Origin of the sequence: Sanguibacteroides justesenii (assembly GCF_003204205.1) — a bacterium.
In the GTDB taxonomy this organism is placed as follows: domain Bacteria; phylum Bacteroidota; class Bacteroidia; order Bacteroidales; family Marinifilaceae; genus Gabonibacter; species Gabonibacter massiliensis.
Genome location: NZ_QJPL01000001.1, coordinates 27,603 through 52,927 on the forward strand (window position 1 = coordinate 27,603; position 25,325 = coordinate 52,927).

Consider the following 25,325-nt stretch of genomic DNA (forward strand, 5'->3'; position numbering starts at 1 on the left):
GGTAAAGTATTTAGGGTAGTGTCGTATTTGTTTGACTGTTGTCGTTTTTCTCCGAGTGGATATGACATGGAATCCATGCCCAAAATAGACTTCCCTCGTTTATTCTGGACGTAACACCGATTTTTCCATTGTATGCGTTGATAATAGCCTTACAGATAGCCATTCCGAGTCCTGTGCCTTGGGCGAATTTGTTGAATTTTTCGAATCGTTCGAATACTTTGTCGATATTGTTCTCTGCTATGCCGCAACCGGTATCTTTAACGAATAATTTGACGCCTCCGTCACGGGATGTAAATCCCATTTCTATACATCCTCTCTCCGTGAATTTTGCTGCATTGGTAAGAAAATTCGTTATGATTTGTGCAACCCGCAGTCGATCTAAGCAAACGATGCACTTTGATGTCGGTTTGGTCCAGATCAGCTGTACGCTATGTTTAAGTTTAGGCCGGATCATGATCTCTTGTTCCGAGAAGAGTTCGGTCAAATCGAATTCGCAATCGGTACGACTGATATAGCCTGCTTCGATTTTTGACAGGTCGAGAATATCATTGATTAAGTTGAGCAGATACTCGCAACTCGAGTCGATGATTCGTTGATACTCTTGTCGTTCTTCCAAAGATTCGGCCGTGTGTATGAGTTGAGAGAAGCCTACGATGGCGTTTAACGGAGTACGTATTTCGTGACTCATATTGGCTAAAAAAGCAGATTTAAGTGCATCCGATTGTTCTGCTTTCTTTTTTGCTCGGGCTAACTCCTCTTTTTGTTTGACCTCTTCGGTAATGATTCGATTAATCCCTAAAACTTTCAGTTGCCCGCTTTGGGGGTCTTTTATTTTTTGTCCGATGATATGATTCCACTCGTATTTGCCGGATCGGAGTGTTAATATTTGGCTATTCAGTTCTTTCGTTCTTCCGTGGATTAAGTCATTGGCTTCTTGTTTGATTCTAGCCCTGTGATCTGGATGTACAAAGGTGTCGATGTATTCCTCGAAGGTGGATTCCTGGTCAAAAAAGAGAGCTTCTTTGCTGTTCGAGTGAATCATGCCGGTGGATAAGTCCCAGATCCAAGGGATGATTTTTCCGACGACAAAAGAGAATTCAAGCAAAGTTTTGCTGTACTCGATTTCCTGTTGTGCTCTTACGTGTTCTGTGATGTTAAGTGCTATCCCTATGACTAATTTTCTATTATTCTTTTTATCGATTAATGGAAATTTGGTGATATGCCACATGAAGTTATCTTGATTGTTTGTCCCTATCTCTTCATCTATCGTCAGTATATCGTTACACCCGATGACATTCGTGTCTTGCATACGGTAATAGTTTGCCTTTTCCGGTGGGAAAATTTCATAATCTGTTTTCCCTATAATCTTTTTTGTATGTACGATAGAGTTACAAAACTCTTTATTAGCTATTACGTATTTATACTCGTCATTGGCATCTTTGATAAAGAATGCACAAGGCATATATTCAAGGATGGCCAATAGTAATTGATTTGTTGCGGCATTTTTTGCTTCGGATTGTTTCAATTTGTTATAGGTTGCTTCCCGTTTCGTGATATCGTCTATACGAAGTACGACTCCTTCTACTTGTTCTTCTTCATTGATGATTGGGTTGGCCGTTATTTCAACCGATAACCCTTTGGGAGTGGTGAAAGTATGGCATTGTACTTTGCGGGAAGCTATGGCTTGGAGTGTCGGGCATTCCATGCAAAATGGAGCTTTTTTTTTGCCGAATGATCTGTAACAGTGGGATCCTACCCGGAAATGATTGACGATCTGTGTATCGGAGAATACTTTCGATACGTTTTCCCAAAGAATTTGGTAGTTGGAAGTCATATAAACGAATCCGGAATTTGCGTTGTCCAGGATTAGTTTATTTTGTTTGATCAGGGTGGTGCGATTGGTTTCGTAAAAAAGTTTTTTAGTAGCGTCTTTTTGAGAACCGATGATGATAGATACTTTACCGTTTGGAGTGTATCGGTAAGGTATGGCGTGTATGTCCAGATCTATTTTTTGGTTAAATAGATCACGGATTTCCACTATGAATTTTTGAAATTTACTTCCGTGATGGATGATCTGTTCGAAAGCATCGATAAGTAAATGACGATACCCTGGCTCAATGCGCAGAAGTAACTCTTCGAGTCTCATCTGTTTACCGATAACCGTATTGTTGTGGACGGATGATATGATTTTTTTTTCCACGTCATAGCTCCATGAAGATAAACCTCCGGCGATTAATGCTCCGTGTAATTCTTGGTTGTGCGCTTGTGTTTCTCTCTCTTTTTCTATGTTAATGAGATTTGAGATGTCGCGAATCTGGATCGTTATTCGTTTATTCGGGATTCTGGAGACTATTATTTCTATGTCTCTGTCATGAAGATTGTCTTCGAAATGAATCGTTTTACCTGTTTTAAGGACGGAATCGAAAATAGTGTCGATTTGACAACAAAGTTTTTGATAGGGAAAGGTCGGATCTTTACAGTAATAATGAAGAGATTTGCCTGTAATTTTGTATAGATGATCGGCTATTGTTTTTTGAGAAGGGACGTTGTAGATGCGAATGACGTATTTGTTTTTATCCAACAGAATAATGGTTTGTGGTAAGGAACCGATCATTGAACGATATAGCTCAAGTTCCTGCTCTATGGTTGTCGTTTCGGGGTTTTCGTATAATTTTTCCATCGTCGGTAGAAGTTTCTGTCGTATTTCGTTTTAGATATGATCCAATTTATTTTCAATTCTCTTGTTAAATCGATTATCTACGTGTATTTCCACCTCGGCATATCTTAAAATGAAAGAAGCATGCATTTATTTCCAATATATGCAAAATTAGTAATAAAATTGATATATTGCTAATAATATGGTTGTAAAATGAAATAAAATGGAGTTATGTTTTCCTGCGGATTGCCATTCGATGTTTTTTATTCGTTTCGTTGTTTGTAAAAAAATAACTTCTTCGTAAAAAACGAAGAAGTTATTTCTTAATATTACTCTTACCTTTATGGGGTTATTTAACTAAATTGGCATTTATCCGATTGTCGCCTTTGTCTTCATACCAGTCTGTGTTTGCGGAGCCTCCCGATTGGGCCCATTTGGCAAAGTTGGGGTAAGCTTTTAAAAAATCTGTGTTTTCATAGGCATGTGGGATGTCTGCCGGAATGCTTAAACCCCATATCAGATTGGTTTTGGAATAATAGTATTTATTCGGATTGATATTATTGCTGTTGGCCACTAAGTTGTCATAGACGGATTGTCCTAACAGCGAGGGGGCGAATCCTCCCAAGTGTATTTCTCTTTCCGTGTTGGCAATAAAGAAATCGAATTTATCGAATGTCACGTCTTCGATAGCAATCGAATTTCTGAATTGGACGAAATAGGCAACTGTAACCCAGTCGTTTTCCGGCATTTCGTAACCCCGTTCCGTATTTAGATATATTGCTCCCTTAGGTTTTTTGTCATTCTTTTTGATGTCTTTAAAAATAAAGGTGGCAGGAGTATGAACACTATTTCCGGGATTGAGTTGTACCATTTCAGCGGTTGCGACGGCGTTATGACTGCTGTAAGGGGTGATTTCATCGATCTCTCCTCCTTTTACCCCCGTTAACGTGAGATAAAAATCATTAGGAATAGAGCCACCTACGGCTTTCACCCGGATACCGATCAGCATGCTGTTCACTTTATTTTTGTTTTGCATGTAAAGTTGTATTTTGTAATTGGCAACCAGATCGTTAAAATCATAGTCTCCGTAGCCAGGCCATAAATCCTCGAACATTAATGTGCCCCAACCGTTATTTTGGGCGGGATAATATATTGTCCCCACGTTTTGTTGGGGAGTACGTGCTATTGCTCTTTGAATGTTGAAGATTTCGGTTTGGGGTGCAACATACTCCTTGCTGTCCCCGGGGATCGTGCAGGACAAGGTTGTCCCCGCCGGAACTAATTCCACTGTTTTAAAATTCCCGTCCTTCGTTTCGTATTTTACATACACTTTTTTCGTGGAGGTCGGAAGGTTTAGATATACGTTATCGGTTTCGCGACCGACGATAAAAGTGGCAAAAGATGCCTCTTCTTTCGCGAGCGATACTTCCACTTTCGTATCGTGTTGGGCTGTAAAGTTACAGACTATGTTGGCAGAAGTTTTCCAATCGAAATTGGATGGTATGTTTAATTTCGTAACTTTCTCCGGCGTATTAGTGCTCGGGGAACTTTCTTTTACGCATGAGTAGAAAAAAGTCATGCCCAGTAACAAGAAAGAGAATAAGGTGATTCGTTTCATTGGTGTGATGTTTTATGTTTCTGGTTTGCGGTAAAGGTATGATATTATTTATAACTAAACAAATAAATGTATTGTAAATATATCTATGTAGAAATATTTATGTTTATTTATGAAGTTTGATCTTCCTTTTCCTGTCAGGTAGGCTCCGCCGATAATCAAAACGAAACCCACGGCGGTCCTTGCGGGCACCGGTTCATTAAGGATGTAAAGAAAAGGCCGTCAACGTGTTGAGGGAAGTTAAATAAAGGTAATGGCTGGGCGGGTACTTCTTAACTCTTTTACGGCAGGATTCCAATGTATGAAACAGACGAAAGGGGAGATTATTCCTAAAAGAAGCGCCCCATACGGAGGGGGATAAAAGTATTTGGGTATTGAAATGCAAAAGGGTAAAAAAAGAATACGGGTTGAAAGGTCATTCACCCGTAGATGATACTTTTCGGGTAATAAAGGGGGGCGTAACGGATGATAAAGCGTACGGTGATGTTTATTATGCATATATTATGAATATTCAGTAATAAAGCTACAAAGATATGAGAATCGAAAAGTTTTGATTTTTGGAGAGAAAAGTATGTTAAAATAGTAGAAAAGAGATGAGTGTGTTGTGTATGTTTCAGATTATCATATGGTTATTGGAATATGCATGAATAAGAGGCGTTTTTTTCTTGTTAATTTATCGTTAAAGTAGGGAGAAGAGTATCGTAATGTGGAATCTTAATGTAATTTTATCGCATATTTATTAAAATTTGTTTGTATGAAAAAATGGATTGTATTATTTGTGGCTGCATTGTTTGTTGTGCCCTTTGCCAATGACAGCTATGCTGCATCACGCAAAAAGAAAAAAAACAAGAACAAAACCGAAGAGGTAGCTCCGAAAAAGAAGGAGACTCCCTATGAAAAGTTGATGAAAAAACCGGGACGCGAGACTGCCGAGGGTAAATTCTTGACTTTACACAAAATCGATGGTAAATTGTATGTAGAATTACCGTTGAAGTACATTGGACGCGATATGTTGATTGCTTCTACCACGGCAGAATCCAGTAATTCTGAGATCGCTACCGTCGGTTATAAGCCGAACGATCCGTTACATGTTAAATTCAATAAGATCGACAGTACGATCGTTCTTCAAGAAGTGAATGCCATAACCGAAGGTGATCCTCAGTTGAAATTGGCTTTGGAAAGGAACTATATGGATCCTTTCATGAAGAAATACAAAATCGAGGCTTACAATGCGGATAGCACGGCGGTGATGATCGATATGACGACCATGTTTACCGCGAGTGAACCGGCTCTTAGCCCGATGTCCAGTTATTACGGCTTTTTGAACGTGGTTTCCACATTGAAGCCGGATCTGTCTATTTTAGGTAAGATCAAAGCTTTTGAGGATAATGTTTCCATCGAGTCTTATATGACTTATTCCTATAAATTGCAGTTTTGGATGTTTATTTTCGGAAGCGGAGAGGTGACTGCTAAAGTTAACCGGACCATCCTTTTGTTACCGGAAGAACAAATGAAACCGCGTATCGCTGATAGCCGTGTCGGAATCTTCCTGACCGGTAAACAAAACATCACGATGGCAGAAGACGGTATTCAGAATTATACGTTAGCTAATCGTTGGCGTTTGGAACCCAAAGATATGCAGGCTTGGGAACGCGGAGAACTGGTAGAACCCGTTAAGCCTATCGTGTGGTACGTGGACGATGCTTTCCCGGAAGAGTGGAAAGAACCTTTGAAAAAATCCGTGTTGGTTTGGAATCAGGCTTTTGAAAAAATCGGTTTCAAAAATGCCATGCAGGTATACGATTTCCCGAAAGACGATCCTAACTTTGATCCGGACAACTTGAAGTATTCTTGTATCCGTTACGTGCCGATAGAGGTTGCCAATGCTATGGGGCCCTCTTGGGTTGATCCGAGAACAGGTGAAATTATCAACGCTACCGTACTGGTGTACAATGATGTTGTTAAATTGATCAATAACTGGCGTTTTGTTCAGACAGCTCAGATCGATCCTTCTGTTCGGACGAAAAAAATGCCGAAAGAGATTATGGATGAGTCTCTTACCTATGTGTTTGCTCATGAAATCGGACATACGTTAGGTTTGATGCATAATATGGCCGCTTCTAACGCCTTCCCGGTAGACTCTTTGCGTTCTGCTTCTTTCACTCAGAAATACGGAACCACTCCCTCTATCATGGATTATGCCCGTTTCAACTATGTTGCTCAACCGAATGACAAGGGAGTTAGATTGACTCCTCCTGATATGGGTATTTACGATTTGTATGCTATCAAATGGCTGTATTCTCCGATCCCCGGAAATAAATCGGTAAAAGAAGAAGCTAAAGTATTGGAAAGCTGGGTAGACGAAAAAGCCGGCGATCCGATGTATCGTTACGGAAGACAACAAATTTTCAGCCGTTACGATCCGAGTGCGTTGGAAGAAGATTTAGGTGACGATGCTATGAAAGCCGGTGATTACGGTATCAAGAACTTGAAATATATTTTGAAGAACTTGAATAACTGGATTACGGATGATCCTTCAACCGCTCATCGGCAGGATTTGTACATGAGTATTGTGAATCAATATTTCCGTTATTTGAACAATGCATTGGTGAATGTCGGCGGTATCTACTTGTCTGACGTGAAAGACGGAACTCCCGGAAAACGTTATCAGGCCGTACCGAAAGAGGTTCAAAAGAAAGCCATGAATTGGGCTATCAAACAAGTTCGCAACAGCGATTGGTTGAATGACAAGGAGTTGACTTCCAAATTCCCCTTGGCTTTGAATATGTCTATCACTTTGAGAGCTGCTGTCGCTAAGAAATTATTCGGATTGAATAAGAACGTGATGGTATCTTCTCATGTGGCTGACAAAGCTTATTCTTTGAAAGAGTTCTATGACGATTTGTATGCCGGAATTTGGGAACCGACGATCCAAGGTCGTAAATTAACCGAAGGCGATAAATTGTTGCAGAGAAATTTGGCCGCAGAAGTTGTAGCCTCTGTTAACAAAGTAGTAGGGAAGAAGAGTGGCGGATTGTTCGGATTGCAGGGTGAAAACCTCGAACTCGATGCCTATGCTCCTTCCGTAGACGAGATTGTTGCTTACGGATTGGATGAGTCGGGAGCTGTTGCCCGTTTCCAAAAACGTTTACGTCATATCGAAAGCGAGTACGGCGCCGGATGTGTTGCCGCTCAGATGCAGAAAAATCAATTCGGCGATGTATACGGATACGGATGGCAACGTGAGGTTCGCATCGACAATATCGATGAGACCGGGGCTTACAATACGGCTTTGATGGAAAAGATGATCTCTTTGCTTAAGAGTCGGATCCCGTCAGCTAATGCTGCCGACAAAGCTCATTACCAATCAATTCTTTTGTCTTTGGAAGCTGTGAAAAAATAAGATAATCGAATGTTTTATAAAAACGTGTTGGGGAGACTCAACACGTTTTTTTTGATTTATATCAAGTCAACCTGAGAGACTGACTCTTATTTTTGCATCGTTAAAATGAATGACGATGGAAGATCAGAAGAGCTTACGGGTGCGATTGTTTAAATTGACAGGGCCTATTTTTATCGAGACCTTGTTGATCATGTTGTTGGGTGCGATGGATACCTTTATGTTGAGTCGTTATTCCGATGATACGGTTGCGGCCGTGGGGGTGGTCAATCAATTGTTGAATCTGGTCTTTTTGGTATTCGGCGTGAGTACTGTCGGGACTTCGGTACTTTGTTCACAATATTTGGGGGCAAAGCGGCATAAGAATGTCATACAGGTTGTGGGCGTTTCCTCGCTTTTTAACACGTTGATCGGTTTGTCTATCAGTGCCGTTTTGTTCTTTCGGGCAGAATCCTTGTTGAAGATGATGAATCTTGATCCGGGCTTGGTTGCCGACGGTTTGGTTTATATGCGAATCGTGGGAGGTTTTGCTTTTTTTTCAAGCGATTGCTTTAACTCTATCTGCCGTGTTGAGAAGCCATAACAAGGTTTTTTATCCGATGCGTGTGACCCTGCTGATGAATGTACTGAATATATTAGGTAACTATGCCTTGATTTTCGGAAAGTTCGGGTTACCTCTGTTACGGCATTATTTAGTAAGACGATATTCAGCCTGTTGACCCGTAATCCGGAAATCGTTGGGATGGGAATAGTGATACTGTGTATCGATGTCGTGTTGGAGGTGGGGTGTGCCGTAATTATTCTTTCCGTGAATGTTTTGAATGCGGTAGGGGATGTGACTTATCCTTTTGCGACCGGTGTTATCGTGATGTGGGGTGTGGCTACTGCTTTAAGCTATGTTTTCGGTATTAGCTTGGGATGGGGATTAGCCGGCATGTGGATTGCCTTTACCCTGGATGAGGGTATCCGGGCTATTGTTTTTGTACGTCGTTGGAATAGCCGAAAATGGGTCGGGAAGAGTTTTGCCCGGGTAAAATCTCTGCCCAAAGACTCTTGTTCCCATGCAGCTTAATGCTTTATAGGAGACCTGCCCGTACCCGGCTAAGGCTTTCCGGGGGCATACCGAGACGGGAAGCAATATGGACGAGAGGGGCTCTTTTTATGGTCTCCGGGTGTTCGTTTGCCAGCCGATGGTAACGCTCCCTGGCGGTTTCAAAACGGCAGACATCTGCTTTTTGTTGTGATTCGATAAGCGAGTTCTCTAATAATTTGCCGTAAAAGTGTTCAATCTCATGATTCTCTTTCATCAGGGAGTGTAATTTATCGTAAGGCATGGAGTAGATAACCGTAGGTTCTAACGCTTCTATGATTAGTCGGCTTGGTGTTTGTCTGAAAAAACTCTCGAGTGAAACAAATAGTCCGTTTTCGTAGACGAAGTGTTCGGTCAAATCCCGTCCTCCCTTGATATAGTAAAGACGGATCATCCCTTTCTCAACCAGGCTGTAATACAGACATACCTCTCCTTCCCGTAAAAAACCTCCTCCTTGTCCAATTCGAAACGGACCAGAATATCGGCTAATGCTGCCTGTGAGGCCGGGGATATATAGGCCGCCTGTGTGACCAACGATCGTATGATTTTAGACGTATCTTCCATACGGCCAAAATTATGATTTTTAAATTTAAAATGAATTGTTTGAGTCGATAGATCGTATTAGAATCGATTTCTATTATTCGTGAAAAAAGGTCTTTTATAAAATGAATGAGGACTGGGCCCTGTATAGTTGGGCTCTCAGTCCTTTTATTTGTCAGCAGTTAATGGTATTTTTTTATCACGCTAAACACAATTGTACTCCTTGGGGAGCCATTCGTTCTCTTCCTTTTTTATATAGAACGTCTTTTTTTCGAGAGAAAGAGTCGGGTGATAGGCTAATAATTGTTCTATTTCTTCGTGCATGATGACATTTATGATTGATTTTCCTGCAACCCTGACTTCTTGAGGCGTATATCCTGTATAAGAAAAAACCAAAATGTCATTTTCGAGAACTTGAATATTATATTTTCCTTTTTTATCCGTAATTACCCCCCGTGCAGTCCCTTTTATTTGAACAGATACTCCGGGTAGGGGACCGAAATCATCTTTTACTTGTCCCGTTACAGTTTTTAATTGAGCAAAAACACTTATATTCAAGCCTATTATAAAAATAAAGAGCATGAATCCTCTTTTTGTTATTATTTTTTTCATTTGATTTTAATTTTAATGATACACAAAAAATAAAAGTAACGTGTACTTGTATAAACCTCCTTTCGATTGTACACTTGTTTTTAATTCATAGAGAGCTCCGATTTTCATCGGATTAATTTTTGATACGCTTCCATTTCACCGCATCGGCAATGAGACGTTGTCCTTTTACTCCTTTATCCAAAAGGGTCACCTTATTTTCTCCTTCCAGAAGTTCGAATTCACCTAATAATACCCATCCCGTATCTTTTAAAATATCAATCTCGATCTCCCGTTCTGCTCCGTTTTCCTCTATGGTATAGTATTGTTGCAGAATAGTTCCTTTTTCGTGGAGAACGCTTGTTATCCATGGAATGTAAACCCACAGCTCATAGCGACCGGCTTTGGGGACAGAGGTTGTCCATGAAACACTATCTCCTTCTCTCTCCCGTAATCTTGCATAAGCACTTAAAATGTGACTCCCGTAACAATTGTCTTCAACAATAGGTGTCCATTTATTCGAGTTGACCTCCAGAAATTTTCCGTATTTTTTTTGTTGCGGAGAGAAGTTTGTAGTGATGTTTTGGTACTTTGTTACTTCATCTATCGTGAAGCCGGGATCTTCGTTGTCTACGATAATTTCTCCGGCAGCAAGTTGAAAATAGTCAGGATCCATATCAAAGATGCCCTGAGAAGTGTCCGAAGAGACTATTGTCTTTCCCGGTTTGGCAGTCCAGTTGATCGTCATGGGAATATTTTCAGACAATCCCGTGTTAATGAGTATTTGAACCGGACGAGTTTGAGTAATGAACCGGATCTCTTTTGCTTTTCCCGCTCCGATTTCAAAGTTATTTGCGTAAACGGGACGACTCCTTGCACTAACGGATATGATTGCATCTTCTTCTGTGGGATTATAGATTCGGAAATGGCTTGTATAGCCTTTCAGCTCTTCGTGTTGTAAAGCATCAGTCTGGATATCTTTTATGATCAGTCTGGGACGTTTGTTTTCATTATACCAGTAAGATAACCATGGCATAAGGTCCCAGTCGAATCGGTCATAAAAAGCTTGTGAGAATTGTTCCAGAGAAACTTCTTGAAACATATGAGCCTGTCTGAATTCTTGGAAGAATCGGTCGAACTCAGGGCAGGAGACCTTTGTTGCAATTTTATTTTTCAAAAATAAACTCATCTGATCGAATATGGCAGAGGTCACTTCCATGTCCAATTTTTTATTGACGGAAGCTTCTCGTAAACTATGATTGGCTAAATAAGAGCGTGCCTGTTGTATTTTATCCGTTCCGTTATAGTTTCCTGTCGTCATTTGCCATCTTACATCGTTAATTTTCCATTGAGGAATCCGGGCAAGTATTGGATCTATTCCCGGATAATTTTCAGAATAGATGTAATTCACGTGGTCCGAATACATTGGCTTTATGCAATATAAATTTGGAGCATAACTCATTTCGACGGCATTTCCCCGGCGTTCTTCCGTGTTCATGAAAGGAATGGATGTCCAAAAAGAGGCATTGGATATTGATATTTGATCACTCCAAAACAGATCGTTAAACAATGATTCCGTTTCTGCAATTTGGTTTTCTATCTCATCGGCTTCTTCTGCACCTATTATTGAAAGGTTTTGATCCTTTCTGAAAAAGTTTATATCTGGTAATGTGATCGCTCTTTCCGGAATGAAAACAAGAGCTGGTTGTATCCAATCGCTTCCTCCCTTCCAGTTTCTTGCATAAGAAGTAAATGTTGCCGGTATTTCGACTACCCGTAATTCCCGGAATGGATAATCTTTTAGAGTCGTTTCACAGATTACTGGAAAAATATTTTGCAACTCTTTAAAAGGAAACATTTTCCAGTGAGCATTATCGATATAATAAGCCTCTATGGAAAAACTCTTCATTTTTACTACCTCTTTTTTATACGATCCTATGCACAGACTAATTCCTGTTAATCTCTCTGTGGGCCGGAAATAAGTCGTGTCTTCCCTTTCCAAACATTCGCCCTGTGAGATGACGGTACGATCCTTCGGGTGAATGACTTGGAGCATGTATGTGGAAAAATCTTTTCCCGTTGCATAATTGGATCCAAGATTAACCGGAGGGATGACTACGGGATACCATAAACATTCCGGAGTCAGAAGAGTGTAATCTGATTTCAGGAAAGCATATCTTTTTCCGTATCGCCACAGCGGGTCCAGCCAACGGGTTTCCTCACGTACCTTGTCAGGAATATCCAGATAACATATCCGTTCATCGATGTAGCCCTCGTATTTTACCTGCAGTATAGTTTCTTTATCCGGTTTTATCGCTTGGTTTATGATAATTACTTGATTCTCCCGGAGAAAAGAGATTTTTTCTCCTTTTGAAGTGATTTCTTGTACCTTTAGAGCGGGGTTTAAATACAGAATCATTTTCGGTAATTCCCGTTTAGTCTTATTTTTGATCCATAATTTGGCTTGAACCTCTATTCTATTTCCTTGTTGTTTATAAATAATATCTTGCTGTTTCATGCTCAAATCTTGGCTTCCGGCATATTTTAGAAAGGTGTTCGTGTATCTCTTGCTGGCGATGCAGTCTTTTTGAAAAATATAGAAGTATCCTAAACAACAGAGTACGCCAAACAGTAATAATACAAATGCTCCTGTTTTTGCTCTATCTAATTCGTTGCGGTCTGACAAACGATGAAATAGCCAGACGGTAACGCCAAGGCATCCTAATCCCATCGACAAAAATGCCGAGCGCTGTAACAGATAGACAAGTAAGTTCGGATGTCCCGTGACGGAAGAAAATAAGTTCGGGATCCCTATACCTAAAAAATCGAAAGTACCGCGGTAGATTTCAGGCAAATAGGAATAGCTGATTCCCACGTATGTCAATAATACAAATAAAATTAGAGATTGATGTTTTATCCAGCGGGCAACCAGTAACGAGAGTCCAATCATGAATAGTAAAGAAGGTAAGGAATAAGTTATCAGATAGAATAGGTATAACCAAGGATCTAATGGCGAGGGACTTCCCCAAAGATTAATACCTAAGGCCAATAAAAGAGCGATCAGGTTTAATTCGATGAATACCTTTGCGATTCCTCGTGCTCTGCCGATAATATATTTCAAATTAGACAAGGGGCGCACGTGAAATACGGAAAGGGTATCCGAACGCTTGTCTCTCGTTGTGATCTCCGCAACCACCAGAACAACCATGATGGATTGTGCAATAGTGAACAGATAAGTATTTAGCCAGGGGATGGAAGAGGGAAGGGCTATACGATGCCATGCTGTTCCTGCTCCTCCTTGTAAAATATATTGTAGTAAAGTGATTGATAACAAAGAAATTACGGCAAATACACGGAATCCCCAACTTCGTCTCAATAAAATGGATTCATAATGGGCAACAATGTTCATATTCGCTTTTTTATTATGTATGTATAGAAGACACCGTGAAAATATAAAAGGATGAGTGTATTTTTATAAATTATATATTATTAACTAAAATAAATTTATAATAAATAAATATTCAGTCGCATCGAAATTTGATAATTTGAAAATAAAGGAAGCTAAATGTGTTATTGTTTGATTGTTATATTTATATCTCGAATATAGGCTATTTACCAAGTACCTGAAACTGTTATTTTGCCTTTTTTTAACTCTGTAAACTTGCTCTTACAGAAACAAGCATTCATCCTGTCCGTTCAATAATAGAGGAAAATAGTTATATTATTTTGAAAAATACCTCTGAATTGGTGAAATAGTAAAAAAAAATCGGAAAATATCCGTTATATTTGCTCTATAAACTCCTATTGAGATGAAATTACTTATTATCGGACTGGTTATGTCCCTGTTTTTTACTTGTTGTAAGCATCCGCATTTTATTTCGGATCGGGATTATCGAGTGGAGGTCCGGCATGATTTCGACCGTAAAAGAGAGATGTTGATAAAATCTTCGGAAAATGTATTGGAAATTTTCGATACCCCCATGAATTGGGAAGAACGGGAAGCGATGGAGTTTTTGTATGCCTATTCTCCGTTGGTGGATATCTCCATGCAAAGCGGTACGTTCTTTCTAAAAAATGTCAGGGCTTCGCTTCGGGCTAAAGAGAAGATGCCCTGGGGAAAAGAGATTCCGGAGGTGATTTTTCGTCATTTTGTTCTTCCGGTTAGAGGGGGAAAGGAGGCATTGGATTCTTCCCGCGTTGTTTTTTACAGGGAGTTAAAGGATAGGGTAGGAGGTTGTAGATCTATGGAAGAAGCGGCTTTAGAGGTCAATCACTGGTGCCATGAGAAGGTTGTTTACAGACCGACGGATGCGCGTACTTTTTCTCCTTTGGCAACCGTGAGCACGGCTTACGGACGTTGCGGGGAAGAGTCGGTGTTTACATTAGCGGCTTTGCGGGCTGTGGCTATTCCTGCCCGGCAGATTTATACACCCCGTTGGGCACATTGTGACGATAACCACGCCTGGATAGAGGTATGGGTGGATGGAGAATGGAAATATTTGGGAGCTTGTGAACCCGAACCCCGGTTGAATATGGCCTGGTTCACCGTTCCGGTACAGCGGGCTGTTTACGTGGAGGCGGATGTTTTCGGACGTTATAAAGGAGATGAAGAGGTGGTATATGCCACTCGGAACAGTACCGGCATTAACGTGACGGCTCATTATACGAAGACCAGACCGACGGTCGTGCAAGTTATTGATTCTCTTCAACAACCTGTTGCCGGAGCAAAAGTGGAATATCGGTTGTTTAATTACGGAGAGTATTATCCGATAGCGACTTTATATTCGGATAAAGATGGAAACTCCCGTTTGACTTTGGGATTGGGTGATCTGATCGTTTGGGTTTCCAAGGGAGAAAAATACGGCTTTGGCAAGTATGATGTAAGGGAGGGGGATACCCTTCGGATTGTCTTGAATAAGGATTCGGATAGTCGATATGCGGAAGAGTATATTCTGGTGCCACCGGTCGCCGAACCTGTCGCCGCTATTGCCAACAGTGAAGAGCGAGCCTTGAATGACAAGAGATTTACGCGGGAAGATTCTATCCGAAATGCTTATGTCGCTTCCTTTATGCAGGAAAAGGAGGCTGAAGAGATAGCGAAAGAGTTGGGCGTTGATCCGGAACAATTCGTTCGGTTCGTAAAAATAAGCCGGGGAAACTACGAGGAGACGGTCCGTTTTATCCGGGAGATATCCCCGGAGAGGAGAGGGATGGCTATGGCGTTGTTGAGCGTGGTTCCGGAGAAAGATTTGCAGGATACCCCGGCTCGGGTATGGACGGATCATTTGAATTCGGCATGGAAGTACAGGGAAACCCCGATGTTTAAAGAGTATGTTTTGAACCCCCGAATCAGGAATGAATTTCTGACGGCTTATCGTTCGTTATTGACCGATTATTTGTCGAAAAAGCGGATCTCTTCCGTGTCCGATTTGACGGAGGAGATAGATCGCATCTGTTTGGTAGATTCTATTTATCCGGCAAAAATCATTACTCCTCCGGAAGGAGTTTTGCGGACAGGTTTTACGGATTCCCGTTCGAGAGATGTTTTTTTCGTTGCGGCTTGCCGCTCTTTGGGGATTCCGGCTCGGATCGAGCCTGTTTCGGGGAAACCGGAATATTATGATAATGGAAGTTGGAGATCACTTTCGGTTGCCGTATCAGATTTCGTCGGGCCGAAAGGGAGGCTGATGATACGTTACGAGGGAGATGAGGTAAAGGACCCGAATTATTTTTTGAATTTCACGATAGCTCAATTGAGAGATCAAACGGTCCGTACCATAGATTTGGGAAGTAATGCCGCGGTGGATATGGGAGCCGGAGCTTCTTTAAAAAGCATATTTGCAAAGCCGGTAACTTTAGAGGAGGGAAGCTATCTTTTGATCGCGGGTAATCGTAGGAGTGACGGTACCGTATTGTCGAATATGACCTCATTTCGGATAGATCCTGATGAAACAATTGTTTTGGACATGCATATCGCTCCATGTAAAGAAGTGAACCGAATATTAGGACATATTGATCCTGATTTGGCTTGTGGTTTGGAGGAGAATGGTAACCGGGAATTTTTAGAATGGCCTTTGGCGGGTTATACGGCCTTGGCTTTGATAGAAGCGGATAAGGAGCCTACTAATCATCTGTTACGGGATGTTAGTAGCATGAAAAGTGATTTTGAAGAGTTAGGAATACCGATGACATTTATTTTTCGGAATAAAGAACAGTGGAAAAAATTTGATCGATCGGCTTTTCGACCCTTCCCGACCGTTTTGAGTTTTGGTTATGATGTCGAGGAGGAGGTGTGGCGTGCATGGGAAAAGGCCTTGGAATTAAAAACGAAACAATTGCCATGTGTTATTGTGGTGAATCGAAAGGGAGAGGTCGTATTTATATCCCAAGGGTATAGGGTGGGCTTAGGTTCTCAATTATTAAAAATGATGCAATTAAAATGATGGGGTGGAATTTTGTGTATTATGAATAAAGGTTAAAAAGTAAAACAGATGATTAGAATTAATGTGGCTCTCCGGGTAAAATTAGAGAACAAGGAGAAATTGATAGAAGTTTTGCGGGAACTTGCTGTTAAATCGCGGCAAGAGAACGGATGTATAGGGTACGATATTTTTTCAAATATGATGGAACCGGATCGGTTGGAGATTATCGAGACGTGGGCAAATGCCGATGTGCTGGAAACCCATCGCAATACGGAACATTTTATCCGTTTGGTCCCCCAAATGATTGCCCTCAGCGAGGAGAAAACGACCGATAAATTCACTTACGAGGTAATCTGATATAAGGAAAAGAGGTTGTCTTCGATCTCGTTCTTGCCGGTTTATCGAGCCTGAGACGGAAAGACAACCTCTTTGAGGGCTTATAAGGGCTCTACGAGCATGTAGATATAGGGATCGTCGTTTTGAATAAACCAGTATTTGCCGTTTCGCAAAACTAACGTGAACGCCCGGTCCGCGAAGACCTGATACAGATCGGGAGCGATATCGGCAGCGTATTCTTCGGCTTCATCCGATTGCGCTTCAATGACATTCATCGTCATGACATCTTTGTCGTACCGGAAGTCCATATCCCATACCAGGTATCCCCACTCTTCGCTATAGAAATTCAATTCGTTCATATCTTCGTCTTTTCCGTAGTTCACGTAGAATTCAATATCGTAGAAATCGGGATCATTTTCATACACCAGATCGATAATATTCTGCATTTCCCCGCTGTATTCGATAACGACGAATCCGCCTACTTCCTTTAAAAATTCTTCCGTGGAATTTCCGAATCGACATGGTTTCTGCTCCGTGTAATCCAGGGAACCGACTTTTGTCTGTTCGCTCCAGATTTCAAAATTATCATCGGTTTCATTATAAACCAAGCGGGTGATATTAGTATTATTAATTTGAAAAGGTTTCCTGAACTCAAATCCGTCGTCGGTTATTTTTATCGGTAAATGCTGGGTGTAGAAAACATTGTTTTCTTCCCATTCTAAATTGATTCCGCATCCCCTCCAAAGGCAAAACTTCGTATTCGCTCCCTGAATATTCATCACACGATAAAAGGGTTTATTCGGATCGGGAAGCAATCGGTTGTACATGGCTAATAGTTTTTCATAAGTAAGAGTACCCGTATCGGGTTCGAACTCGATATGACTCTCCGGCTCAAAAGTACTGCCGCGGCTTTTGAAATAGAGTAATCCGTTTTCTTTCCGCTCGAGTTCGAAGCGGAAATCACCTTTGTTCAGACTATTTACTAATGTGGCAAAAACGGAGTAGGTGTCGAAAATCAAATCTACTTGCTGGGAATAGCGAAGGGCATAACTGCTCTCTTCCGTTATGATCTTTCCTTTCTTGGAATAGGTGATTTCAGCCCGGTTATTCTCTTTAAAAATAATTTTAAGGTAGATATCGTCGGCCGATTCGTTGTAAATATAGTGTGCGATCCATCCCTCTTTGGCGGCGATTAATTCGTTTTGAATTTCGCTGACGCTTTGGGCGACTCTTGCCTCCGGGGAGAGTTCAAAGAGGTCGTCTACTTTATTGTCCTGGCAAGAGACAATGAACGTTGTGCATATTAATAGTAAAAAGGTAGTCGTTTTCATATCGTTTCTATTTTTGGATTTGACAATGGTCTTATTCTTCATGTCCCAAACGGTGTTGTAAGTCATTTCGAATGTTTTGCAGATCGACACCGATCCGTTGCAGGTACTTTTCCATTGTCAATAATTTTTTCTGGATAATTCTTCTTCCCGCGTTCATTTCTACCACGTCTTGTACCTGGGAGGGTTTAAGTCCGCCGGTCGGTTGTTCGTTGAACACGTATTCCAAATCTGCATACGGGCTGACGATCCAGAAATAAAAAAGTTCCGCAAAATCCTCTTCCGGGGCAGAGCAGGCGTAATTGGAGACCATACCCAGTTTAATGGCGTCTTTGAGTTTCAACGATTTCCATCCTCCTTTCGTGTAACTGTCAGGGGTGATGTCGCGATAGTCGTCCGGAAAACCGAACGTTTGGTGGAGAATATGGGCGTATTCGTGGAAAGCGGTTTCCAATTGTCCCGATATCCATTTCTCTTTTTCGATGTTATAGTCATTTACCTCCGTGAAGCGGATAAGAGTTCCTCCCTCGGCCTGTCCGGTGACCCGCGTGCCGTCCATGTTGTAGGCCGATGACCCGATAAGGAGGATCATGCGCGGGAAGTTTTTTACCACGAACTCGCGGGAAGATCCGGCTTCCAGGGGGCCGATCCAATACGCTTTTAAAAATTCGGCCATCGGTACTACTAACTCTTCTTCGACCGGATAAATATAATACCAGTCGTCCGGAATCAGGTTTTTAATATACCGGTATTCGACAATCGTGTTATAGGGTCGGAAAAGTTCGTTTAATTGCTTATCCAGCTCCGTGTTTGTTTTTGTCGGAAAAAGTTCTTCTTCGGAGGGGAGTAACGAATCGTTGTCGGAACATCCGGTTAGGACCGAGACGACAAAGAGTAAGGCAAAAAATATCTTTGTTTTCATATGTTCATTTATTTATTGGGTTCAAGTCCGGCTTCGATCGCGTAACCGGGAATTTGATAATCTTTGTTCGGTGCGATTTCGGATAAACGAATAGTGGTACCGTCCTGCAGCAGATGCTCCACATCCAGGTTATAGCGTTTAATGTCGAACCATCTCATACCTTTCATCAGAAATTGTACCCGTCTTTCGAAAAGGATATACCGGATCATGGATTCCTGTTCCGTGTCGGCCGGATAGGCTTTTTGTATGGCGGCTCTGCTTACTTTGGAGTTGTTGTAGTTGTAATAGACTTTTTTGCCCAAAGCATGTAACATCTCCAAAGCCTGATCGAAATCTTCTTCCCGGGCGTATCCTTCGGCGGCATTGAGTAAGGCTTCCGACATGGGAAACAGATCGTATGCCGAATAGAGGGTGTTCTCTTTTTCCGGGACAAAAAAGTACATGGGCGTAAATATGTTTCCTGAGGTAAGGTATTTGCCTTTTAAACGGAGGTCGTTTTGTTTGAACGGATTTTTTAATTCCGTGTCCTTAATTCCGTCTGTCAGTTGATAAATAAAGGCATAATTGACCATGGTAGCCGAAACCTGCACCAATCCCACTTCGCCTTGGGTAACATCGACAGGACCTTCCTGGTCTTTCCCGTATTCGGTCCAGGAGCGCATCACCAGTAAGCCTCCGAATTGTTGGATTGCTTTATGGGCATATCGGATAGCCAGCTCTACATCTTTTTTATCCTGATTTCGGAAGGTGTAAAAACGGGAGGCATACAGGTATACCGTCGGAAACGTAAAATGGTATTTACTCGGATTGAATAGTTTGGGGTGTTTTTCCAACAAGCGGATTCCTTCCTGCAAATCTTCTTCTGCCAGTCGGTATACCTCTTCCACGGAAGCTCTTTTGTAATGAACCACCAATCGGTCTTCGGGTTTGACAACGTAAGGAATGCCCGGATCTGTCGAGGCCGTGGATTTGTCAAAATGTTTTGCGAATAGGTTGACCAGCATGAAATGGCAGTAGGAACGGACAATCAGGGCCTCTCCCCGTATAACTTCCGCTTTGGCCGATTCTTCCGGAAGGATTTTCAATTTATCCATAGCCTCGAGGGCATGGTTGATGTTGGCAATGGAGCTGTACGTGATCGTCCAGTAAGATGCCGGAGCATCCTGATGCGTCTGGTTCCGGAAATCGCGATTCCATGTATACAGGTCTTCGATTGTTTCCTGCGTGCGGTTTACCCCCTTTACGGCAGTGACATCGTCGGAAGACATGTGTGTAAACCTGAAACCGTACTTGTTCTGGTAAGCTCCGGTGACCGTTTGATAGACCTTGTCGAGGTTATCGATTTCCATGCGCTCGTCCGGAGATACGTCTAAAAAGTCGTTGCATCCCGTGAAGCAAAGAACGGCAGAGAAGAGCATGGCATATAGCGGTAAATAATATTTTTTCATCGTTTTGAATTTTAGTTCCGTTTATTCTTTTCTTACTACGTTTGTCGTAAACTTAGAATCCTATATTTAAGGTGAATACATATTGGCGGCTGATGGGCATGATGGTGCCTCCCGACCAGGAAAATTCAGGGTCTTCACCGCCTAATTTCTCTTTATCCGCCAACCACAATAAGCCCACGTTCGTGGCTGAAAAGCCCAGGTTTACATGATCTATCGATAGCTTTTGCATCCATTTTTTAGGCAGGGAATAGGATAGGGACAAGTTCTTTAACCGGATAAAGGAAGCATCGGCTAACCATAAATCCGACATACCGTATAGATTGTAGGCCGTAGAGATATCCGTTTCATTGGAACGGTTATAGTAATCCTTATCCAAAATAGCCGGGATAGAAGTGATTTTTTCATCTCCCTTTACCCGCCAGCGGTTTTTTAATTTGGAAGGTAAAGCTTCCGAATCGTAATATCCGTAGCTGTAATTTTGCATTACCCGTTTTTTGTGACCGAATTGTCCGGTGAACAAGGCCGAGAGCGAGAGATTGCCGAAGGTAAAAGTATGTTGCATGCCGGCATTCGAGGTGGGTTCCAAATTCCCGCTATAGACGAAATCGCTCCAATCGTAGCTTTGTAATTTCAGGTAGTATACCTGTTCATCGTTTTTATTGAAAAACATGGGAACCCCGTGGTCGTCCAATCCGGCAAAGCGGGAGGAATAAATGCCTCTTACCGGGCCGTCCAGTACCGGAACGCCGTATGTGCTTACCGCTCTTCCCACCCAGTCCTGGCTGATCAGTTTTACAATCTTGCTGTGGTGATAGGCATAGTTGATGTTAAAGTTCCATCGGAATTTTTGTGTTTGTGCCGGAGTGCAGGTTAAGGTTAATTCTATACCGTGCGAATGCATATCTGCAATATTTCCCAGTTTAAGACGTTCGCCGCCCACTCCCGACGATGGGTAGGCTCCTATCAAGTCGAAGGCCTTTCTGTTGTAATAGTCGATGATCAGGTTTAACCGATTTTCCCATAATCCCGCATCTATTCCGGCGTTGAATTCATGTTGCTTTTCCCAGGTGAGATCCCGGTTTCCCAAGCTGACAATGTCGATCTCCAATTCGGAAAAGGAGGGATGGAAGGGGTGGTTGTTCACCCGGGTACGGGCTAATAGGGTGGAGTTGGTCGCGTTACCGAGGGAAGCGTTCAGCCCGTAGGTCAGACGCAGGTTCAGCTGGCTTAACCATTCGATACGATTCATAAAATCTTCCTCCTTTACGGCCCATTTGCCACTGATGTTCCAGGTGGGCAACCAACGGGCGGAGCGGGCATGTCCCAGGCGGTTGGAGCCGTCATAGCGAATTGTTCCGTTAAAGGTGTATTTTCCCTGGAATGAATAGCCGTAATTCAGGAAAAAGGCGGCAAAACGGTCGAAACCTTTGGCTTTTCCGAAATAGGAGCCGCCTACCGATTCCAAATACTCCATGTAATTGGCCGAAGGCTTGGATACATTTCCCGCGTCGAAAAAATGGCCGAAACCATAATTCCAATCCTTATCCCGGTTGATGTAACGGATTTCTGTTCCCAACAGGAAGGTAAACATATGGTTTGATCCTATCCGGGGATTCCAGTTGGCATTTGCATTCAGGTAATAATTGAGCATCTCGTCACAATAGGTTTCGTAAATGCCCCCTTCCGGCAGGATACTGTATTTGATCCCCGAATTATCGCCCGGTTTCTGGAATAGCAATCCGTTGTTTTCTTGGATCAGGCCGGAATCGTCCGGTCCGGTTCCAGCCCGGTAAGCTTTGGCTTCATTGGAATTTTCGTGTACTTTTCGATCCAGTTTGGATAGGTAATACCGGGCGGATACTTTTCCGGAAAGGGAAAAACTACTCGTGATGTTGTAATTGATATCTGCCGTAAAAGACATATCCCGGACCGTCGCTTCAATCCTGTTTTTGGACAATTCATCCACGATATTGTAGTCCGTATAATTTTTCCGGAAGAATTCCAGGTTGCCGTTTTCATCCCGGCAACGAATAGCCCGGCTGGTTTGCAGGGCATACAGGAACGGGTTGTTGTCGAAGTTTCGTTCGATTCGTCCCGTGTAACGATCCACGCCGTTCACGTCATCCGTACTTTGCGAGGCGCCTGACAGGCGTTGCTTCCGGAAAGACATATTGGTGGAGGCCGTTACCGTCAATTGCTTCGTGATATCGAATGTTCCTTTTAATAAAGCCGTGTAGCGATCTACTTTATCGGCTATCGTCCATCCGTCGTCGTGCAGATAACTGATGGAAGCGTAGAAGGTATTTTTGGTTCCTCCTCCCGCAATGCTGAGCGTGTGTTGCTGTTGTATTCCCGTACGAAAAAGTTCCTTGAACCAGTTCGTATTCGCGGTCTCGTATTTCCGTAAGAAAGTATTGATTCCGTTGTTGTTATCTACCCACGCGATTTCGTTTTTGGCGATGAGGTCGAACATTTTTCCGTAAGGACCGTGATCGATAGCGGATGGGGTCTGGGCTATGTTGATCCAACCTTTTTCATAGAGTTCCCGGTTCACGGACATCTGTTCTCCGGAGTTCAGTATGTTGTAGTCGTCGTATGAGGGTATGGGTTTGATGCTGATATTGGTCGAATAGTTCACGGACATCTTTCCTTGTCGTCCCTTCTTGGTGGTGATTACAATGACTCCGTTCATGGCTCTTGCTCCGTATAGGGCCGTTGCCGATACGTCTTTCAATATTTGCAGGGAAGCGATGTCGTCCGTGTTCAATCCTGCCACGCCGGAGCTGATGATGGTCGCTATATTTCCGGAATTCAGCTCATCCATGGATACATTCACGGCATCTTCCAGTACTACGCCATCGATTACCCATAAGGGTTTTTGGTTCCCGTAAATGGAAGAGGCCCCGCGAATCCGTAATTTGGGAGCACTACCGAAAGTACTCGATACGTTTTGAATGGAGACTCCCGCTACCTGGCCTTCCAGGGCTTTGGTGATATCCGGTTCTCCGGGTAGATAGATATCCTTCATGTCTACTTTCGAAGCGGCTCCCGTGAAGAGTTTGCGGTCGATTTTTTGATATCCGGTTATCACTACTTCCTCCACGCTTTGTATATCTTCCTTTAGAACGACGCTCATCGGTTTTCCCTTATACATAACCTCCTGGCTTTTCATTCCCACGAAAGAAAAAGTCAATACGATCGTATCCTGTTCAGGGACGTTCAGCTGAAATTCTCCTTTTATATTGGTCGTACTCCCCGTGTGGCTTCCTTTCAAAATAACCGATACGCCCGGCAAAGGTTCTCCGGCTTCGTCTTTTACGATGCCCTTTACCGTGATCATGGTTATTTTTTCTTTCTTCTCTTCCCTGCTTTTGATGATGACGAGCTGGTGATTTATTTCGTATGTCAAATCGGTTTTAGCCAAACAAATGGTTAGAATCTCTTTTAACTCAGCCTGTTTTACATCGATTTTAATCGGGGCTATTTTGTCGATGTCTTCGATAGAGTAGAGAAAGGTATATTCTCCTTTTTGTTCGATGATTTTAAAAACTTCTTCCAATGTCCCTTTCTCTAACGAGATATCGTATTTCACGGACTGGGAATATACTCCTCCGAAGCTTTGAAGTATACTGATTAGAAAGAGTAGGATCGTTAGTTTCATTTTTACAAAATTAGCGGACTCTTCTCCTTTGGAGCGCGGGCCGGGTTCTCGTTTTTTTTTCATAGATTTGCAGTATTAAAAGTTACACATGGTTGTCCTGTTGTTGGAGCAAACGGACAACGATTGAATTTTGATCGGGGAGGTGTTGGAGCATCTCCCCGTTTTTATTGCTTTTTTACCGTGACAATGGATCCGGTAATGTCGAATTTTACTTTTCCCGTTTTTTCTATCATCCATAAGGTTTCGCTTATGGTTTCGTAACGATTCATGATACCGGAGAACAGGATCTCTTTTGTCCCCTCTTCATACCTGATCTCCACGTTATACCACCGGGCCAGATCGTTCATGATGGATTCCAGCCGCTCTCTTCTGAATACAAAATTGCCTTTGGTCCATGCCCGATAGGCTTCTGCATCTACCTGTTTCACGGTCAACTCTTCTCCGACTAAATCGGCTTGCATGTCAGGAGTTAATACAAGATTCCGGTTTCCTACATTTACTTCCACTTTCCCGCTTATTAAGGTGACGGTCGTGCGTGCTTCTTCGGAAAAGGATTTCAGATTGAACGAGGTTCCCAGTACTTTAATCGTCATGCCGTTTATTTCCGCGATAAAAGGATGTTTCTCGTCCCGCCGGACTTCGAAGTACCCCTCGCCCTCCAGCCGAACCGATCTTGTCTCTCCGACAAAGGCTACAGGATAGATAAGACGGGATCGGGCATTTAGCCACACGTTGGTGCCGTCGGATAAGGTTACCTGAAATTCACAACTGTTCGGGGTTTCAAGGGTATCCCAAACCTCTTTCGAATCGTTTTTAGCTGCCGCGTAAATCAGTTTGTTTTTTATTTTTTTGATATCTCCGAACCTGCCGTCGCAGGCAATGATACTATCGGCATTCGTTAACAAAACATTTTCACCGTTCGCCCGCCGAAGAATAGCTTGCCGGGAACCCGGTATAAATTCAGAAATTGAGTACGTGTTATTTCTGTTTTCCCGCGTTGATATAAATTGTTGAAAGTAGAATCCCGCCCCCAATAATAAAATAATGCCAGCTGCATAACCGATTTGCTTTAATCTGATGAATCGTTTTCGGGGTTTTATCTGTCGTTTCAAATTGTGCCATATGTTTGTCGAAGAAATCTGTTTGTATTGTTTATATCTTTGTTCCCACCCGGATTCTTTTAATAATCTGTCGGAAATGGTTTGATGAAAGGTCTTTTCTTTTTCCCATTTGTCCAACTCTTTTTGTTCTTGATCGGAAATGATACCGATCTTTTGTTTGTAGATCAATTCTGCTATTTTAATGTATTCCCGAGTCAT

Annotated in this window: 14 protein-coding genes and 1 pseudogene; 4 read left to right on the forward strand and 11 right to left on the reverse strand. The window is 42.3% G+C overall.

Annotation, left to right across the window (positions count from 1 at the left end; genetic code table 11):
- Positions 1 to 10: 10 nt before the first annotated feature.
- Positions 11 to 2,680 (reverse strand): PAS domain-containing sensor histidine kinase, encoded by a 2,670-nt coding sequence (locus DMB45_RS00100; RefSeq protein WP_052634746.1) that lies wholly within the window; start codon positions 2,678 to 2,680, stop codon positions 11 to 13.
- 325 nt (positions 2,681 to 3,005) lie between these two features.
- On the reverse strand, positions 3,006 to 4,274 hold the full coding sequence (locus DMB45_RS00105) for an LruC domain-containing protein (protein WP_041504000.1): 1,269 nt from the start codon (positions 4,272 to 4,274) through the stop codon (positions 3,006 to 3,008).
- 751 nt (positions 4,275 to 5,025) lie between these two features.
- Here DMB45_RS00105 and DMB45_RS00110 point away from each other — a divergent pair.
- Both DMB45_RS00110 and DMB45_RS00115 read left to right on the forward strand, forming a co-directional pair.
- On the forward strand, positions 5,026 to 7,674 hold the full coding sequence (locus tag DMB45_RS00110; protein ID WP_041503999.1) for a zinc-dependent metalloprotease: 2,649 nt from the start codon (positions 5,026 to 5,028) through the stop codon (positions 7,672 to 7,674).
- A gap of 109 nt (positions 7,675 to 7,783) precedes the next feature.
- Positions 7,784 to 8,743, forward strand: a pseudogene (locus DMB45_RS00115) (MATE family efflux transporter).
- A 4-nt stretch (positions 8,744 to 8,747) separates the two neighbouring features.
- On the opposite strand, the gene DMB45_RS00120 reads toward DMB45_RS00115, so the two are convergent.
- The 4 genes from DMB45_RS00120 to DMB45_RS00130 all read right to left on the reverse strand — a co-directional run bounded on the left by DMB45_RS00120 (position 8,748) and on the right by DMB45_RS00130 (position 13,298).
- Positions 8,748 to 9,155 (reverse strand): Crp/Fnr family transcriptional regulator, encoded by a 408-nt coding sequence (locus DMB45_RS00120; RefSeq protein WP_235375090.1) that lies wholly within the window; start codon positions 9,153 to 9,155, stop codon positions 8,748 to 8,750.
- Positions 9,152 to 9,325 carry a hypothetical protein gene (locus tag DMB45_RS14805; protein WP_235375089.1) on the reverse strand — a complete coding sequence of 58 codons (174 nt, stop codon included), beginning with the start codon at positions 9,323 to 9,325 and terminating at the stop codon, positions 9,152 to 9,154. The genes DMB45_RS00120 and DMB45_RS14805 overlap by 4 nt, the downstream gene beginning before the upstream one ends.
- Positions 9,326 to 9,505: 180 nt before the next feature.
- Positions 9,506 to 9,913 carry a carboxypeptidase-like regulatory domain-containing protein gene (locus DMB45_RS00125; RefSeq protein WP_041503998.1) on the reverse strand — a complete coding sequence of 136 codons (408 nt, stop codon included), beginning with the start codon at positions 9,911 to 9,913 and terminating at the stop codon, positions 9,506 to 9,508.
- A gap of 112 nt (positions 9,914 to 10,025) precedes the next feature.
- The gene (locus tag DMB45_RS00130) at positions 10,026 to 13,298 is read right to left on the reverse strand and encodes a golvesin C-terminal-like domain-containing protein (protein WP_041503997.1); all 3,273 of its coding nucleotides are present in this window, start codon (positions 13,296 to 13,298) and stop codon (positions 10,026 to 10,028) included.
- Positions 13,299 to 13,698: 400 nt separating this feature from the next.
- Here DMB45_RS00130 and DMB45_RS00135 point away from each other — a divergent pair, with 400 nt between their 5' ends.
- Together DMB45_RS00135 and DMB45_RS00140 are read left to right on the forward strand one after the other, a co-directional pair.
- Positions 13,699 to 16,332 carry a transglutaminase-like domain-containing protein gene (locus DMB45_RS00135; protein WP_041503996.1) on the forward strand — a complete coding sequence of 878 codons (2,634 nt, stop codon included), beginning with the start codon at positions 13,699 to 13,701 and terminating at the stop codon, positions 16,330 to 16,332.
- A 48-nt stretch (positions 16,333 to 16,380) separates the two neighbouring features.
- Positions 16,381 to 16,668 (forward strand): putative quinol monooxygenase, encoded by a 288-nt coding sequence (locus DMB45_RS00140; RefSeq protein ID WP_041503995.1) that lies wholly within the window; start codon positions 16,381 to 16,383, stop codon positions 16,666 to 16,668.
- Positions 16,669 to 16,748: 80 nt separating this feature from the next.
- Here DMB45_RS00140 and DMB45_RS00145 read toward each other — a convergent pair whose 3' ends face one another.
- The 5 genes from DMB45_RS00145 to DMB45_RS00165 all read right to left on the reverse strand — a co-directional run bounded on the left by DMB45_RS00145 (position 16,749) and on the right by DMB45_RS00165 (position 25,325).
- Complete coding sequence (locus DMB45_RS00145; RefSeq protein WP_082027492.1) at positions 16,749 to 18,044, reverse strand: DUF4302 domain-containing protein; 1,296 nt, start codon at positions 18,042 to 18,044, stop codon at positions 16,749 to 16,751.
- Complete coding sequence (locus tag DMB45_RS00150; protein WP_041504999.1) at positions 18,010 to 18,897, reverse strand: substrate import-associated zinc metallohydrolase lipoprotein; 888 nt, start codon at positions 18,895 to 18,897, stop codon at positions 18,010 to 18,012. Before DMB45_RS00150 ends, DMB45_RS00145 begins: the two co-directional genes overlap by 35 nt.
- Positions 18,898 to 18,905: 8 nt before the next feature.
- Positions 18,906 to 20,345 (reverse strand): RagB/SusD family nutrient uptake outer membrane protein, encoded by a 1,440-nt coding sequence (locus DMB45_RS00155; protein ID WP_041503992.1) that lies wholly within the window; start codon positions 20,343 to 20,345, stop codon positions 18,906 to 18,908.
- 52 nt (positions 20,346 to 20,397) lie between these two features.
- Positions 20,398 to 24,069, reverse strand: a complete 3,672-nt coding sequence (locus DMB45_RS00160) for a SusC/RagA family TonB-linked outer membrane protein (protein WP_052649373.1) — start codon at positions 24,067 to 24,069, stop codon at positions 20,398 to 20,400.
- Between the two features lie 101 nt (positions 24,070 to 24,170).
- On the reverse strand, positions 24,171 to 25,325 hold the full coding sequence (locus DMB45_RS00165; RefSeq protein WP_041504998.1) for a FecR family protein: 1,155 nt from the start codon (positions 25,323 to 25,325) through the stop codon (positions 24,171 to 24,173).

Bases quoted from the DNA above. Each gene is read 5' to 3' on its own strand.
- DMB45_RS00125 (WP_041503998.1), bottom strand. From the start codon at position 9,913: ATGAAAAAAATAATAACAAAAAGAGGATTCATGCTCTTTATTTTTATA.
- DMB45_RS00100 (WP_052634746.1), bottom strand. From the start codon at position 2,680: ATGGAAAAATTATACGAAAACCCCGAAACGACAACCATAGAGCAGGAA.
- DMB45_RS00120 (WP_235375090.1), bottom strand. From the start codon at position 9,155: ATGATCCGTCTTTACTATATCAAGGGAGGACGGGATTTGACCGAACAC.
- DMB45_RS00105 (WP_041504000.1), bottom strand. From the start codon at position 4,274: ATGAAACGAATCACCTTATTCTCTTTCTTGTTACTGGGCATGACTTTT.
- DMB45_RS00130 (WP_041503997.1), bottom strand. From the start codon at position 13,298: ATGAACATTGTTGCCCATTATGAATCCATTTTATTGAGACGAAGTTGG.
- DMB45_RS00160 (WP_052649373.1), bottom strand. From the start codon at position 24,069: ATGAAAAAAAAACGAGAACCCGGCCCGCGCTCCAAAGGAGAAGAGTCC.
- DMB45_RS00140 (WP_041503995.1), top strand. From the start codon at position 16,381: ATGATTAGAATTAATGTGGCTCTCCGGGTAAAATTAGAGAACAAGGAG.
- DMB45_RS00155 (WP_041503992.1), bottom strand. From the start codon at position 20,345: ATGAAAAAATATTATTTACCGCTATATGCCATGCTCTTCTCTGCCGTT.
- DMB45_RS00145 (WP_082027492.1), bottom strand. From the start codon at position 18,044: ATGACTTACAACACCGTTTGGGACATGAAGAATAAGACCATTGTCAAA.
- DMB45_RS00165 (WP_041504998.1), bottom strand. From the start codon at position 25,325: ATGACTCGGGAATACATTAAAATAGCAGAATTGATCTACAAACAAAAG.
- DMB45_RS00135 (WP_041503996.1), top strand. From the start codon at position 13,699: ATGAAATTACTTATTATCGGACTGGTTATGTCCCTGTTTTTTACTTGT.
- DMB45_RS14805 (WP_235375089.1), bottom strand. From the start codon at position 9,325: ATGGAAGATACGTCTAAAATCATACGATCGTTGGTCACACAGGCGGCC.
- DMB45_RS00110 (WP_041503999.1), top strand. From the start codon at position 5,026: ATGAAAAAATGGATTGTATTATTTGTGGCTGCATTGTTTGTTGTGCCC.
- DMB45_RS00150 (WP_041504999.1), bottom strand. From the start codon at position 18,897: ATGAAAACAAAGATATTTTTTGCCTTACTCTTTGTCGTCTCGGTCCTA.